The sequence below is a fragment of the Rhizobium rhododendri genome, assembly GCF_007000325.2.
GTDB lineage: Bacteria > Pseudomonadota > Alphaproteobacteria > Rhizobiales > Rhizobiaceae > Rhizobium > Rhizobium rhododendri.
On the sequence record NZ_CP117267.1, the window covers coordinates 243,121 to 257,589 of the forward strand.

13 protein-coding genes are annotated in these 14,469 nt (G+C 60.4%); 8 read left to right on the forward strand and 5 right to left on the reverse strand.

Annotated elements, in window-relative coordinates:
* Positions 1 to 50 precede the first annotated feature (50 nt).
* Both PR018_RS01225 and folD read left to right on the forward strand, forming a co-directional pair.
* Positions 51 to 1,976 (forward strand): GumC domain-containing protein, encoded by a 1,926-nt coding sequence (locus PR018_RS01225; RefSeq protein WP_142824031.1) that lies wholly within the window; start codon positions 51 to 53, stop codon positions 1,974 to 1,976.
* Positions 1,977 to 2,094: 118 nt separating this feature from the next.
* The gene (gene folD, locus PR018_RS01230) at positions 2,095 to 2,994 is read left to right on the forward strand and encodes a bifunctional methylenetetrahydrofolate dehydrogenase/methenyltetrahydrofolate cyclohydrolase FolD (protein WP_142824032.1); all 900 of its coding nucleotides are present in this window, start codon (positions 2,095 to 2,097) and stop codon (positions 2,992 to 2,994) included.
* Positions 2,995 to 3,001: 7 nt separating this feature from the next.
* Here the strand turns inward: folD and PR018_RS01235 are convergent, their stop codons facing one another.
* A complete protein-coding gene (locus tag PR018_RS01235; protein ID WP_142824033.1) occupies positions 3,002 to 4,027 on the reverse strand; it encodes a LacI family DNA-binding transcriptional regulator in 1,026 nt (341 codons plus the stop codon).
* Between the two features lie 317 nt (positions 4,028 to 4,344).
* Here PR018_RS01235 and PR018_RS01240 point away from each other — a divergent pair, with 317 nt between their 5' ends.
* The 6 genes from PR018_RS01240 (at position 4,345) to PR018_RS01265 (ending at position 11,337) form a co-directional block, all read left to right on the forward strand.
* Complete coding sequence (locus PR018_RS01240) at positions 4,345 to 5,706, forward strand: ABC transporter substrate-binding protein (RefSeq protein ID WP_142824034.1); 1,362 nt, start codon at positions 4,345 to 4,347, stop codon at positions 5,704 to 5,706.
* A 120-nt stretch (positions 5,707 to 5,826) separates the two neighbouring features.
* Positions 5,827 to 6,843 carry a carbohydrate ABC transporter permease gene (locus PR018_RS01245; RefSeq protein ID WP_142824452.1) on the forward strand — a complete coding sequence of 339 codons (1,017 nt, stop codon included), beginning with the start codon at positions 5,827 to 5,829 and terminating at the stop codon, positions 6,841 to 6,843.
* Position 6,844: 1 nt separating this feature from the next.
* Positions 6,845 to 8,008: a carbohydrate ABC transporter permease gene (locus PR018_RS01250; RefSeq protein WP_142829234.1), complete on the forward strand. Its 1,164-nt coding sequence runs from the start codon at positions 6,845 to 6,847 to the stop codon at positions 8,006 to 8,008.
* Between the two features lie 36 nt (positions 8,009 to 8,044).
* Positions 8,045 to 9,697 carry a beta-galactosidase BglA gene (bglA, locus tag PR018_RS01255; RefSeq protein WP_142824036.1) on the forward strand — a complete coding sequence of 551 codons (1,653 nt, stop codon included), beginning with the start codon at positions 8,045 to 8,047 and terminating at the stop codon, positions 9,695 to 9,697.
* Positions 9,698 to 9,721: 24 nt separating this feature from the next.
* Entirely contained in the window at positions 9,722 to 10,816 is a 1,095-nt protein-coding gene (locus PR018_RS01260) for an ABC transporter ATP-binding protein (protein ID WP_142824037.1), read from the forward strand.
* 110 nt (positions 10,817 to 10,926) lie between these two features.
* On the forward strand, positions 10,927 to 11,337 hold the full coding sequence (locus PR018_RS01265; protein ID WP_202617128.1) for a hypothetical protein: 411 nt from the start codon (positions 10,927 to 10,929) through the stop codon (positions 11,335 to 11,337).
* Between the two features lie 72 nt (positions 11,338 to 11,409).
* Here the strand turns inward: PR018_RS01265 and PR018_RS01270 are convergent, their stop codons facing one another.
* From PR018_RS01270 to PR018_RS01285, 4 genes are all read right to left on the reverse strand, one after another.
* Positions 11,410 to 11,874, reverse strand: a complete 465-nt coding sequence (locus tag PR018_RS01270; RefSeq protein WP_142824038.1) for a GNAT family N-acetyltransferase — start codon at positions 11,872 to 11,874, stop codon at positions 11,410 to 11,412.
* Positions 11,875 to 11,995: 121 nt separating this feature from the next.
* Positions 11,996 to 12,196 carry a hypothetical protein gene (locus tag PR018_RS01275; protein ID WP_111217881.1) on the reverse strand — a complete coding sequence of 67 codons (201 nt, stop codon included), beginning with the start codon at positions 12,194 to 12,196 and terminating at the stop codon, positions 11,996 to 11,998.
* 232 nt (positions 12,197 to 12,428) lie between these two features.
* Entirely contained in the window at positions 12,429 to 12,797 is a 369-nt protein-coding gene (locus tag PR018_RS01280) for a VOC family protein (RefSeq protein WP_142824039.1), read from the reverse strand.
* Between the two features lie 208 nt (positions 12,798 to 13,005).
* Positions 13,006 to 14,166, reverse strand: coding sequence for an acyltransferase family protein (locus PR018_RS01285; protein WP_142824040.1), 1,161 nt, complete (start codon positions 14,164 to 14,166; stop codon positions 13,006 to 13,008).
* Positions 14,167 to 14,469: the final 303 nt, after the last annotated feature.

The following is a 14,469-nucleotide window of genomic DNA, read 5'->3' on the forward strand; positions in this document are numbered from 1 at the left end:
CCGAAGTTGCCGCCGATTGATCGACGGTCCTGTGCGCGAGATCGGCCGTCATGGTACAGAGCGATTTTAATAACAGAGTGTTCCAGTCCGACAACGACCGGATCGACACTACTCCCGACCGCCGCCAATCCGGGCTGAGCCAGGCCGAATTGCTGGATTTCCTGCAGCGGTCCCTGGCTGGCGAACCTTTTCCCGTTTCCGCTCCTGGTGCCCGCACTGCGCCGGAAGCGACAGTGCCGCTTGCCCTGCGGATTCGGGAAATCCTGCGCACCGATGACAGCCGACCGGCTGCTCCGGAGATGGACGAACCGGCTCAATCCATGGCGATAGACGAGCCAGCGCCCGTTCAGCCTGCGTCGGCCGAATCATCAGCGGTGGATGCCGCGTATTTCGACGCCGATTTGCAGCCCCCGACCGAGTACTCTCCGTCGCTCTCCGAGCCGCAAAAACGCGCAGCCATTTCCTGGGGATCTGCAGCCTTCATCCTCGCGGTCACGGCCGGAAGTGCTCTCGTGCCGACGATGCTTGCGACCCCGCCACACTACGCCGCCCAATCCCGCCTGCAGTTTCTGGGCGCTGCCCGCACCACGCCCGGCTTCATGGACGCGACCCTCCAGCGGATCACCTCGCAGCATGCGCTGGCCCAGGTCGTGACGCGCCTGAAACTGGATCACGATGCGGAGTTCAGCGGCGGAAAGGCGACGGCCTATAGCGTCATCAGGGACCTCTTCACCGACAGCGGTGCTGCAGCCGACAGTTTTTCACGCGCCCAGCTTGCCCTCAAGCAAAGACTGACCATCGCTCCCGATCTGCAATCTGGCGCCATTGCGCTTGTGGCGCGGTCGGAAGATCCGGCAAAGTCTGCCCGCATCGCCAACCTTCTTGCCGACATCGCCGTCCGCGACGCCGCGACCAATCCTTTGGCTTCAGTGCCCGGCGCGGCTGAGCTTGCGCTCGAAAGCGACCGCAAGCGTTTCGACGACGCGACCTCCGCCCTTGCGAATTTCAAAGCGGCTGCCGGTGACGAGAAGATAGCCGCCGCGACCGATCTGATGGCCAGCCGCGAGGCTCTCGGCAACCGGCTTGCCACGGCAAACGCTGCAGTCCAGGCAGCTTCCATCCGCCTGACAGCGGCCAAATCTGTCAGGATGGCCGACGTGCTCGATGGTGCGATCTCCCCAGACCTCGGCTCGCCTGCAGCGCTCGAAGACCTGCGCAATCGCTATGCAGCGGCGAGGAGCACGCTCAGTCAGTTGTCGACGCAGCTCGGCCCGCGCCATCCGCGCCTGATCGCGGCTCAGTCGAGCATCGATACCCTGGGGGCGTCGATCCTTGCCGAGATCCGCAAACTGGTGGTTGCCAGCGACGCCGAAGTCAAGACGACCACGACTGAGGTGAAACAGTTGAAGGATCGCCTCGCCGAACTCGATGGCCAGAAGGTCGATGTCGATCTCGAGGCATTCCGCCGGTTGCAGGAGAATGTCGAGACCGCCCGGCAGGCCTATGATGCGGCACTCACGGCATCTGAAGAAACAGCCCCGCAATCGAAGCCCTCCGAGGTTCCGCTGGCGCTGACCACACCTGCCGTGCCTGCAGCAACACCCATCGATGACGATATGACATGGCGGAGCCTTCGCAGCGCGCTCGGCGGTCTTGCCATCGCGCTGGCGCTCGTGGCCGCCCGTCTGCTGGTCCGGAGATCGTTCCGACGCCCGTCGGACGACCATCACGCCGTCGATTTCGATAAGGTCGATCTACTGGTGGATTTTCCTCAGGATCAGGCGCCGGTTCGGGTGCCGCTGGATCAGCCGCAGAAACGTTTTGACGCCAGTGTCGCTGTTGCCAACGACCGCCTGGAACCGGTTGCCGGGCGCACAGAGCCTGAAACAGCACTGGCCGCAATCATCGATGATGTGGCCTTGCTGCGCGAAAGGGTCGCCAACTACGCTTCGCGGCGCCAGGCCGCTGGCCGCTGAACAAGTCTTCCCGCCGTCTTGCAAATATCGTGTTTTGACATCATAGGGCGTAGACAGGCAAATCCCCGCTGCAGGGCAGGGCTAGATTGCCGCGGCATCGATATCCGGGAGAATACGCGTGGCGACAGTAATCGACGGCAAGCAGGTGGCGGCATCGGTCATCGAGGCCGTGAAGGCGGCTGCATCCGTATTGGCAACGGAAACCGGCAAAAAAACCGGCCTTGCGGTCGTGATCGTCGGTGACGACGCCGCCAGCCACACCTACGTCGCCGCCAAGAGCCGCATGGCCAAGGAATGCGGCTTCAATTCAATCCAGCATACCTTGCCTCTGGAGACGAGCCAGGACGAACTCGCAACCCTGGTTTCAACTCTCAATGCAGATCCGGCCATCGACGGCATCCTGGTGCAGCTGCCCTTGCCGAAGCACCTGGATTCGGACGCGATCATCCAGTCTATCCTGCCTGAAAAAGATGTCGACGGCCTGCATGTCGTCAATGCTGGCAAGCTCGCTACCGGCGATCTCGCGACAGGACTGATCTCTTGCACGCCAGCCGGCGCCATGCTCTTCGTCCGCCAGACCCACGGTGACGATCTGTCGGGTCTCAATGCCGTGGTCATCGGTCGCTCCAATCTGTTCGGAAAGCCAATGGCCCAGCTCCTGCTCAATTCCAATGCGACGGTGACCATCGCTCATTCGCGCACGAAGGATCTGGCCACCGTCTGCGCCCGCGCCGATATCCTTGTAGCGGCCGTCGGCCGGCCCGAGATGGTCAAGGCCGATTGGGTGAAGCCGGGCGCGACGGTGATCGATGTCGGCATCAACCGCATTGCCGCACCGGAGCGCGGCGAGGGCAAGACCCGATTGGTCGGCGATGTCGCCTTTGCCGAATGCGCCGATGTCGCTGATGTCATCACACCCGTTCCCGGCGGTGTCGGCCCGATGACGATCGCCATGCTGATGGCAAATACGGTGATTGCCGCCTATCGCGGCGCCGGCCGGACCGCGCCGACATTCTAAAGCAACGTCAGGAGGCTGGTGCGGCCCCCGTGGATGCGCGCACGATAAGTTCGGCCTTCCAGAGTTCGTGTTCAGGGTAGGGGCCCTGGTTCTTGATCCCGCCGATCAACCGCTCCGCGACGCGGACGCCGGCTGCCCGCAGCGATGAACGGGTGGTCGTCAGCGGCACCGAGAAATTCTCCGGCTTCAAGAGCGCCAGCACGTCGTCATGGGCAATCAGCGAGATATCCTCGCCGAGCCGGAGGCCGGCCTGATTGACAGCGCGGATCGCACCCAGCGCCAAAACGGTGCTGGAACAGAGGATGGCTGTCGGTCTTTCCGTCATCTGCAGGAAACGCTCCATTGCCACAAAGCCCTGTTCGTCGGTCATCGGCGTGTTGCTGACAGAGGTCTCGTCAAGCATCAGGCCGCGTTCGGCGAGCGCCGCGACCACGCCGTTTTGACGGCGCATGGCGAAGTCGAGATGGGCCGGCCCGTTCATCAGCGCGAACCTCCGATGCCCGAGTTGCAGCAGCAGCCGTGCCGCATCGTAAAAGGCGGCCTCGTTGTCGATGTCGACGAACGGGTAGTCAGGCTCGCTGCCGAACGAGCGCCCGTGTACAACGAAAGGAATCGACAGCGATTTCAGCATGACGACGCGCGGATCATCGGCCCGCATATAGGCGACGAACAGCGCATCGACGTTGCCACTGACCGCCAGGCGCCGCAGGGCCGCCACTTCATCCTCCGGATGCGCCGGCATGATGACGAGGTGAAAATCGTGCCGCAGCGCCTCCTCGCCAAGCCCCGTGAGAAATTCTCCGAAATGCACGTCGGACGGATGTCCGGGCGCTGTCGGCATGACGAGCCCGATCGAGCCCGCCTTGCCCGTGGCTAGCCGTTGCGCCGCCGTGTTCGGTCGATAGCCGGTGTCGCGGACAGCGGCCAGCACCCTTTCGCGTGTCTCGCGGCTGACTTCCGGGTATCCGTTAAGGGCGCGGCTGACAGTCGTCTGGGACAGGCCGAGCATTTGCGACAGCTGTTTCAGGTTCACACCGATGACCTCCCCACGCGCATTCCATACAGTGGACAAAGGGCCACCCAAACCCGGCAGCTCCGCCCAAACGCCTCCCAAAGCGCTTTCAATTATGATGTCTTTGCCATCCTTGACTCAAGAAAAATCGCGTCATATTTCGTTTATTCGATGTTGCAATGCGAGATTTCGCATCTGCAGTCGTCGTTTCGTAAAATCGCTTGACTCAAGAGAGCCGCAGTAGAATGAATTCGCAAGCCAAAGCGCTTTGAGGATAGCGTGTCACTCGCTGTTTTGTGGGAGATGCTTTTGGATATTGTGACGGGAGGGAAAATCACATGAAGACATCATTTCTGATGAGCATTGCTTTGGCCGCAGTGATGGCCGGCTCCGTATCGGCCGCCGACCTGAAGTTTAAGCCGAATGAAGACTCCAAGTTCAACTGGAAGAGCTACGACACCTTCAAGACGGCCCACGCCGATCTGAAGGGCCAGACGCTCACGATCTTTGGACCGTGGCGTGGCGAAGACGAAAAGCTGTTCGCCAGCGTTCTCGCCTATTTTACCGAAGCTACCGGCATTGACGCGAAATACTCGTCGTCGGAAAACTACGAGCAGCAGATCGTCATCGACACCCAGGCCGGTTCGCCGCCGAATGTCGCGATCCTGCCGCAGCCGGGCCTGCTCGCCAATCTCGCCAGCAAGGGCTACCTGACGCCGCTCGGCGACGACCAGGCCAACTGGGTGAAGACCAACTACGGCGCCGGCGACAGCTGGGTCAGCTACGGCACCTACAAGGGTAAGGACGGCAAGGATGCCTTCTACGCCTTCCCCTACAAGGCCGACCTGAAGTCGCTCGTCTGGTACGTGCCGGAAAACTTCGAGGAAGCCGGCTATAACGTGCCGAAGACGATGGAAGATCTGATCAAGCTCTCCGACCAGATCGTCAAGGACGGCGGCGTGCCGTGGTGCATCGGGCTCGGATCGGGCGGCGCGACCGGCTGGCCGGCAACCGACTGGATCGAGGATCTGATGCTGCGCACGCAGTCTCCGACCGACTACGACAAGTGGACCACCAACGAGCTGAAGTTCAACGATCCGAAGGTCGTGGGGGCTATCGAGGAATTCGGCAAGTTCGCCAAGAACGCGAAATATGTCGACGGTGGCGTTGCAGCCGTTGCCTCGACCGATTTCCGCGACAGCCCGAAAGGCCTCTTTTCGGTGCCGCCGAAGTGCTATCTGCACAAGCAGGCTTCGTTCATCCCGTCTTTCTTCCCTGAGGGAACGAAGCTCGGGCAGGACGCCGACTTCTTCTACTTCCCGCCCTATGCCTCGCATCCTGAGCTCGGCAAGCCGGTTCTCGGCGCCGGTACTCTGGCTGCGATCACCAAGGATTCGAAGGCCGCCCGTGCTTTCATCGAATTCCTGCAGACGCCTATCGCCCATGAAGTGTGGATGGCACAATCCGGCTTCCTGACGCCCTACAAGGCCGTCAACACCGGTGCCTACGCCAACTACACGCTGAAGAAGGAAGGCGAGCTTCTGACTTCGGCCACAGCCTTCCGTTTCGACGGATCGGACCTGATGCCGGGCAAGATCGGCGCCGGCGCCTTCTGGACCGGCATGGTGGATTTCGTCGGCGGCAAGTCCGCACAGGCCTCGGCAGACGATATCCAGAAAGCCTGGGACGGCATCAAGTAAGACCCTCATCTGAAAAGCCGCCGCCGGTATCCGGCGGCGGTCAGGATGGCCGCCAGCGTCGGGGAGGACGACGATGGCGGCCGCCACAAGCAGCAATCAAATGCGCAAGGGGAGGGACTTATGATCTGGCAGATCGCTTCGGCACTGGGCGCCGTGGTTCTGGGCGTCGCCGCCTGCGCCGCCTATTTCCTGTTTTCCAACAAGTTGCTCGATTTCGCATTCCCGGCCCGGGATGGCGACGACGTTTTCGTCGCATCACGCAATCTGCGGCGTCGCTCGATCATCCGCCCCTGGCTGTTCATCGGGCCGGCACTGCTGTTGCTGGTCGTCTATCTCGTCTACCCGGTCGTTGCCACGTTCATCCTGTCCTTCTACGACAAGGGCGGCGAGCAATATGTCGGGCTCGCCAATTACCAGTGGGCAATCGGTGACCGCGAGTTCCACCAGGCCATTTTCAACAACATCCTTTGGTTGGCCGTCGTGCCGGCCGCCTGCACCTTCTTCGGCCTCGTCATCGCAGTGATGACCGACCGGATCTGGTGGGGAAATATCGCGAAAAGCATCGTCTTCATGCCGATGGCCATCTCCTTCGTCGGCGCCTCCGTCATCTGGAAGTTCATCTACGAATATCGTGGTGGCAACGACACCCAGATCGGCCTGCTGAACGCCATCGTGCAGTTGTTCGGCGGCACGCCTGAGGTCTGGATCTCCATTCCCTTCTGGAACAACTTCTTCCTGATGATCATCCTCATCTGGATCCAGACCGGCTTTGCGATGGTCATCCTGTCGGCAGCCCTGCGTGGCATCCCGGAGGAGACCATCGAGGCTGCCGTCATCGATGGCGCCAACGGCTGGCAGATCTTCTGGAAGATCATGGTGCCGCAGATCTGGGGAACGATCGCCGTCGTCTGGACGACGATCACCATCCTCGTGCTGAAAGTCTTCGACATCGTTCTCACCATGACCAACGGTCAGTGGGACTCGATGGTACTCGCCAACCTGATGTTCAACTGGATGTTCCGTGGCGGTGGCGACAGCGGCCGTAGCGCCGTTATCGCCCTCATCATCATGGTCGCCGTCATGCCGATCATGATCTGGAACGTCCGGCGCGCCAACCAGGAAACGGGAGAGCACTGAGATGACCTTCGACAGGAGCTTCTTCAGCATTGGCCCAGCCCGGCTGTTCTTCCACGCCATGGTGCTTTTGATCGTCATCGTCTGGTTGGTGCCGACACTCGGCATCTTCGTCACCGCATTGCGCGACAAGGATCAGATTACCGTCTCCGGCTGGTGGACGGCCTTTTACGGCTCCTCACAGACGACAGCAGTACGGCTCGACGCTGCAGACAAGCAGCAGCAGGACGGTACAAACTACGTCATCTCAGGCTCGGTCTTTTCGAATGCGGGTTCGCTCGGCAAGGTCAGTGCGTTCGGCGTCAAGGCGCAGGACCCCTCAGCCTTCAAGGCCGGCGAGCCTGCCGATATCGGTAACGGCGAAACTTTGCTGATCAACACGGACGGCAGCTACAAATACACCAAGAACGCCGCCTTCGACGACACGCGCGGCAAGCGCATATATATCTCCGTCGCCTCGCCGCCGGCCTTCACGCTGCAAAACTTCAAGTCGGTGGTGACGGGCGAGGGGATCGGCCAGTCTTTCATCAATTCGCTGACCGTCACCATCCCAGCCACCATCATCCCGATCCTGATCGCCGCCTTCGCCGCGTATGCGCTGGCCTGGATGGAGTTTCCCGGCCGATCGCTGATGATTGCGCTGGTAGTCGGGCTGATCGTCGTGCCGCTGCAGATGTCGCTGATCCCTCTGCTGCGGCTCTATAACGACATCGGCTCTTTCCTCGGCGTGCCCTCGAAAACCTATCCCGGCATCTGGCTTGCCCATACGGCCTTCGGCATGCCGCTCGCCATCTATCTGCTGCGCAACTACATTGCCGGCCTGCCGAAGGAGATCATCGAATCCGCCCGCGTCGACGGCGCCAGCGATTTCGACATCTTCGTCAAGATCATCCTGCCGCTGTCCTTTCCGGCGCTCGCCTCCTTCGCGATCTTCCAGTTCCTCTGGGTGTGGAACGACCTTCTGATCGCCATGGTCTTCCTCGGCACCGCCAAGGACCAGCTGGTACTGACCGGCAGCCTCAATGCCCTGCTCGGCTCGCGCGGCGGCAACTGGGAAATCCTGACGGCCTCGGCCTTCGTCACCATCATAGTTCCGCTCCTCGTCTTCTTCGGTTTGCAGCGCTACCTGGTGCGCGGTCTGCTGGCCGGATCTGTCAAGGGCGGCTGACGCCTACAATTCGCATTCAAACAGGATCTCCCGGGAATGACTATTGCTACTCCATCGATCACGACGGCCGACAAGAACTGGTGGCGCGGTGCTGTGATCTACCAGATCTATCCGCGCTCGTTCCAGGACTCCAACGGCGACGGCATCGGCGATCTCAAGGGCATCGCCGCCCGCTTGCCGCACGTCGCCTCGCTCGGCGCCGACGCCATCTGGGTGTCGCCCTTCTTCATGTCGCCGATGCGCGACTTCGGCTATGACGTCTCTGACTACGAGGACGTCGACCCGATCTTCGGCACGCTCGCCGATTTCGATTCGCTGATCGCCGAAGCCCATCGGCTCGGCATCAAGGTGATGATCGACCTTGTCATCTCCCACTCCTCCGATCGCCACCCGTGGTTCGTCGAAAGCCGCTCCAGCCAGGATAACCCTAAATCCGACTGGTATGTCTGGTCGGACGCCAAGCCCGACGGCACGCCACCCAACAACTGGCTGTCGATCTTCGGCGGTTCGGCCTGGGCCTGGGATCCGACCCGCATGCAATACTACATGCACAACTTCCTGACCTCGCAGCCGGATCTCAATCTCCATAATCCGGAGGTCCAGGATCGCCTGCTGCAGGTCGTCCGATTCTGGCTCGAGCGCGGCGTCGACGGCTTCCGCCTCGACACCATCAATTTCTATTTTCACGACCGCGAGCTGCGCGACAATCCGGCGTTGGCTCCCTCCCGCCGCAACGCCTCGACGGCCCCGGCGGTCAATCCGTATAACTTCCAGGAGCACATCTACGACAAGAACCGCCCGGAAAATATCGCCTTCCTCAAGCGCTTCCGCGCTGTGCTGGAAGAGTTTCCGGCGATTGCAGCCGTCGGCGAGGTTGGCGACAGCCAGCGTGGCCTGGAGATTGTCGGCGAATATACCTCCGGCGATGACAAGATGCACATGTGCTACGCCTTCGAATTCCTGGCGCCAGACGCCCTGACGCCGGCTCGAATCGAGGAGGTCATGAAGGATTTCGGCGCGGCGGCACCGGATGGCTGGGCCTGCTGGGCGTTTTCCAACCATGACGTCGTGCGCCATGTCAGCCGCTGGGGCAGCCTGGTGGCCGACCGTGAAGCCTTCGCCAAGCAATATTCGGCGATCCTGATGACGCTGCGCGGCTCCGTCTGCCTGTACCAGGGGGAAGAGCTCGGCCTGACCGAAGCCGAGATCGCCTTTCAGGACCTGCAGGATCCCTACGGCATCCAGTTCTGGCCGGAATTCAAGGGCCGCGACGGTTGCCGCACGCCCATGGTCTGGGACAGCCAGGTCGTGCAGGGCGGGTTCTCGACGGAAAAGCCATGGTTGCCGGTGCCTGTCGAACATATCCTGCGCGCCGTCAGCGTCCAGAGCGGCGATGAAAACTCGGTGCTCGAGCACTACCGCCGTTTCCTCGCGTTCCGCAAACAGCACCCGGCCTTCGCCAGCGGCGAGATTTCCTTCTATCCGCCGCAGGATGACGTGATGCTTTACACGCGCACGTTCGGCAACGAGACGATCCTCTGCGTCTTCAACATGAGCGCCTCGGATGGATCGGCTGAACTGCCGGAGGGTGCGTGGGAAGCGCTGGCCGGCCATGGTTTCGCCAGCGAAATTTACGGCAATAAAATCGATATTCCGGCCTGGGGCGCGTATTTCGCGCGCCTCGCCTAAAGACAAGAACGGGAGGGGCTTGCGATGACTGGACTGGTTCTGAAGGATATCCGGAAATCCTACGGCGCGGTGAATGTGCTGCACGGCATCGACCTTGAAATCGCCCACGGCGAATTCATTGTCTTCGTCGGGCCGTCCGGCTGCGGCAAGTCGACGTTGCTGCGGATGATTGCCGGTCTGGAAAGCATTACCGGCGGCGAGATGATCATAGACGGTCGCGTCGTCAACCAGGTGCCGCCCTCGCGGCGCGGCATCGCCATGGTGTTCCAGTCCTATGCGCTCTATCCGCATATGACTGTTTACGACAACATGGCGTTCGGCATGCGCATTGCCCATGAGAGCAAGCAGGAGATCGACCGCCGTGTGCGCGCGGCGGCCGACAAGCTGCAGCTGACGCAATATCTCGACCGCCTGCCGAAGGCGCTCTCCGGCGGCCAGCGCCAGCGAGTCGCTATCGGCCGCGCCATCTGCCGCAATCCGAAAGTCTTCCTGTTCGATGAGCCACTGTCGAACCTCGACGCTGCGCTGCGCGTCGCCACCCGCATCGAGATCGCCCGGCTGAACGATTCCATGCCGGATACGACGATGATCTATGTCACCCATGACCAGGTGGAGGCGATGACCCTTGCCGACCGTATCGTGGTGCTGTCGGCCGGCCGCATCGAGCAGGTCGGCCCGCCGCTGGAACTCTACGAGCGTCCGGCCAATCTGTTCGTTGCCAAATTCATCGGCTCGCCCGCCATGAACATCATCCCGGCAACGATCGCCGAGGCAGGCGTATCGACCGTGGTGACGCTGAAGGGCGGCAAGTCGGTAACGCTCGATATTTCTACCGATGCATCTGACAAGGGTGGCACGGCAAGTTTCGGTGTGCGCCCTGAAGACCTGCGGCTGGCAGAGGGCGACGACTACCTGTTCGAGGGTGAGGTAGCGATCGTCGAGGCCTTGGGCGAGGTGACGTTGCTCTACATCGAAGGTCTCGTCGACGGCGAGCCGATCGTCGCCAAACTGCCCGGTATTGCCCCTGTCGAGCGCGGCCAGAAGATGCGCTTCATTGCCGACAAGGAAAAGCTGCATCTCTTCGACAGCGAGGGAAAGACCTATCGCCGGACGCGATAAGGCGATGGGCATTTTACAACTTTCGCGACGTCAGCCTCGCACATCTAACAAAGTGTTAAATAACGGCTGCTATTCTTGAAGCACGCCGTAACATTTGAAGGCTCACGATCATGGCAGCATCCGTGCCGAAACAGCAGAACCATTTCCTGAACAAGGAAGAGTCCTTCATGTACGACCGCGAAGGTCGCTACAAGATGCAGGACACGATGAATGCGGCACGGATCGAATACACCGAAAAAGGCGTGATGCACCTGGCCTCACGCCGCTGCGACATCGTCAAGATTTCCATGAGCGGCGCCATTCTGGCGATCCTGACGCAGTATAACCTGCCGAAGCAATTCTATCTCGATATCCCGGACGCGCGCATCAACAAGGTCGGCTGCGTTCTGATGAAGGTTTTCCCCAACAACACCGTCGAGGTGCGCTTCCTGTCGCTGCTGAGCGAAAAGGAAATGAACAAGATATTCGTCTACAGCACCCACCCGGCTCACCGAAACCATGTGCTGGATATCAGGGGTTAAGGCTGGCAGCGGAGCGGGTTTGGCGTGCTGGCGGAAAATGTCCCGGCGGTCGAGACTTGGCGCGGTTGGAGTCTACAATCCCTTTTGCATGATCGAGTATGTCCTGCCGGTGTTTTCGAAGGTCTCGATGGTCGCCCAACCGGACTTCATGTAAAAGCCCGCAGCATGGGACGTGTATAGCGTCAGACGCAGGATGCCTTCACGCCGAGCGAGCGATTCAAGCTCGGCTATCATGCGCGCACCATGCCCTCGGCCCCTATGCGGCCTGTCGACGTAGACACCAGCCAGCCATGGATTAAGCTCGGGGCGTCCTTCCAGGTCATCCAGGCAAAGGGCTGACATCGCAACCGGCACTTCGTTTTCGAGCATGACAAGGACGGTCGGCATCAATTCCGAAACACTCGCCCCATCGATTTCGCGCTTCAACATCTCTTCGTGCGTAACTGTGCCACCCTGGAAGAATGCCTCCCATCGCCAGGTGCCGGTCGTGTGCACGAGGTCCGGGCGCTCTTTCGTCGTCACGAAGGTAAGGGTCATAAAAGCTCTGCCGATGATCGCGTGGGGTCGGCATGCACTTACGGTCACTTTGCAAAAATGAGATGACGCTCCGACATCGCCAACCTGGCAAACAAGTTATGCCTATTCCGACAGCCCCGCCTCAGAGCCTGCGCGCTGCCAGGCGACGCTTGTCACGCTCGACATATTCGGCGCCGCGCGCGGTCAGCCGGAACTCACGCTTCTGAAATTCGCCGCGAATCGTGATGAAGCCTTGCTCTTCGGCCTCCTTCAATGTCTTCAGGCCGGTACCCTTGGGGGGAGACTGCCAATCCAGGCCTTCGGCGCTGTGTAGCAAAACCATGATCTTGATAATGTCGTTTCTCCATGGCCGATGCAGACAGCGGCGCTACGTGGTCGAATGCACGTTCCGAACGGCACCATTGATCTGGAAAGACAATGTCGAAGCCGTCCCGGGTTCCGTCAGAAGTCCGTGTATAAAAGCCTGCCGCGCTTTGGTCAATTGACGCGCTGCGGCCGGTCGGCTTGTTTGGAGATGCCAAGAGTTCTGCCGGTTTTGGCGTGTGGCAGCTGACCTATTTGGCAGAGACTTGCATCAATTCTATTCGGTTGCCGAAAGGATCGTTCACATACACTCGCGTAAATCCCTCGAGCGGCTGGTCCGACGTGGTCTCATAGCCGGCATTCTGCAGGGTATGGCATAAACTTGCGAGGTCATCCACGAGAAGCCCGGGATGGGCCTTCTTCGCGGGTACGAAATCATGCTCGACACCGAGATGGATTTTGAGTTTCTCCATTCCAAACCAGCAGCCACCTCTTGACGCGAGATGGAGCGGCTTTTCCAACTCTGGCAACCCGAGCACGCCGCTGTAAAACGCCCGGGCGACTTGTTCCTGTCCCGCAGGCATTGCCAGTTGAATATGGTCGATCCCAATGACGGCCATTGAACCCCTCCGCCTTTCGTATTGAACGGGATCACCCTACGCAAAGATAGGCCCGATGTCTGCCGAGGGACAACAGGCAGACGCTGGACGGCTCGGCGATGGTAGGCCAGCCAAGTTCTATGATCTACCTGTCCTGGCAGCGCGGCGGAACGGCACGGATAATGGGCGGCTCATGCCGAATTCGCTGTCCGCGTCGGCGATGTCGCCATCAGTTCAAGTGTGCCAGGGCCTGTCGACCGAGCGTCAGCATATTCCAGAATTGCGGGCGGGAAGGGCTTCTGCCGCCGAGAAGCAGGGCCAGGAAGCCGGGTGCGACGAGGCTCAGCACGAAGGTGGCGCAGACTGAGGCAGCCAACCCGACGAACGGTGCCGTCGCGAAGAACAGCAGGTGCGCTGCACCGCCGATGCGAAATCCGAGGGTCTCGAAGCACATCCAGATGGCACCGGCGATCAGGGTATGACCGCAAAAGGCAAAGAATATCACCGGCTCGAATGCGACCGTGAAGGCAACCAGCCGGGGGAAGCGCAGCAGTGCCTTCGTAGCCCACCAGAAGAGGATGGCGCCGGCGAACCGGTCAACGAGTTGCAGCACGCGAAGCGCCCAGTCGTGCTCGTGGTCGCCGATCCAGTCGTAATTCGCATAGAATGGCAGGCAGCCGATCGCCAGCAGGATCACGAACGACAGGGGTGCGAGAATGCGGCTGTGACGATCTATGATATCAGGCGACGCCATTCCCTTGGCAAAGGCGAGGCCGATCGCAAAGAACAGGACGATCGCGCTGTTGGTGAATATTACGCCGTCGAGATTGAAGATACTGTTGGCAATCAGCAGTGCGAACAATAGCCACGGCTTTCTTTCAAGCGCATAGAGCAGAACAGGCGTCCAGAGAACTGAGACGAAGACGTCGCGCAGGAAATAGAGCGGCCCGTTGCGAGGGTAGCCCGAAATGCCGAAGAGATGCTGGGGGATGGCGCTGACATCGGGAAGGGTAGCCGGCCCGTCCAGCACCGCATCCTTGGCAATGATCACCGCGCTCCACAGGGCGAGGGGCACGACGACGGTCAGGATTTTCCGGCCCACCTGATCGCTCCAGGATTTAGAGCCGGCGAGGATGACCAGCAGATAGCCGGAAACGATGCTGAGCAGGGGTACGCTCGATCGGCCGATGATCTCGCGTATCATCCAGATGATACCGGAGCTTGAAAACGCGGTGGTCGGAGGGTCGATCAAATAGGGCGGGATATGCATGTAGATCACCGCCAGGATGCAGCAGACCCGGGCAATCTTGATCCGGCTCGACATCATCGGTGAGATTGTGGTCGGTGGAGCCGTCTCGGCGGTATCCGGTAAAGTTGTCTTTGAGACCATTGGTTTTTCGCTTTTCCGCTAGAGCCAAACTGGGTTTCGCGTCACCTCTACACGCTGAAGGAAAGGCATGCTACCAGAAATTGCTGACATAATGCGGTTATCTTGCTGTTTATGCAGCGATATATTTTTGAGTGAGGGCTAGATGCAGAGTGGTGGGGTTGTATGCTTACGGCACAGGTGCCCCTTGACCGTCAGGATACTGGTAAAATATGGCCTGTCGTTTCAAACCGATAGGGTGAAATTTATCTTGGTTCCCTCATGGGTTTTCTCACGCATCGCGGTCGTCGAAAGGCATCGAATCTC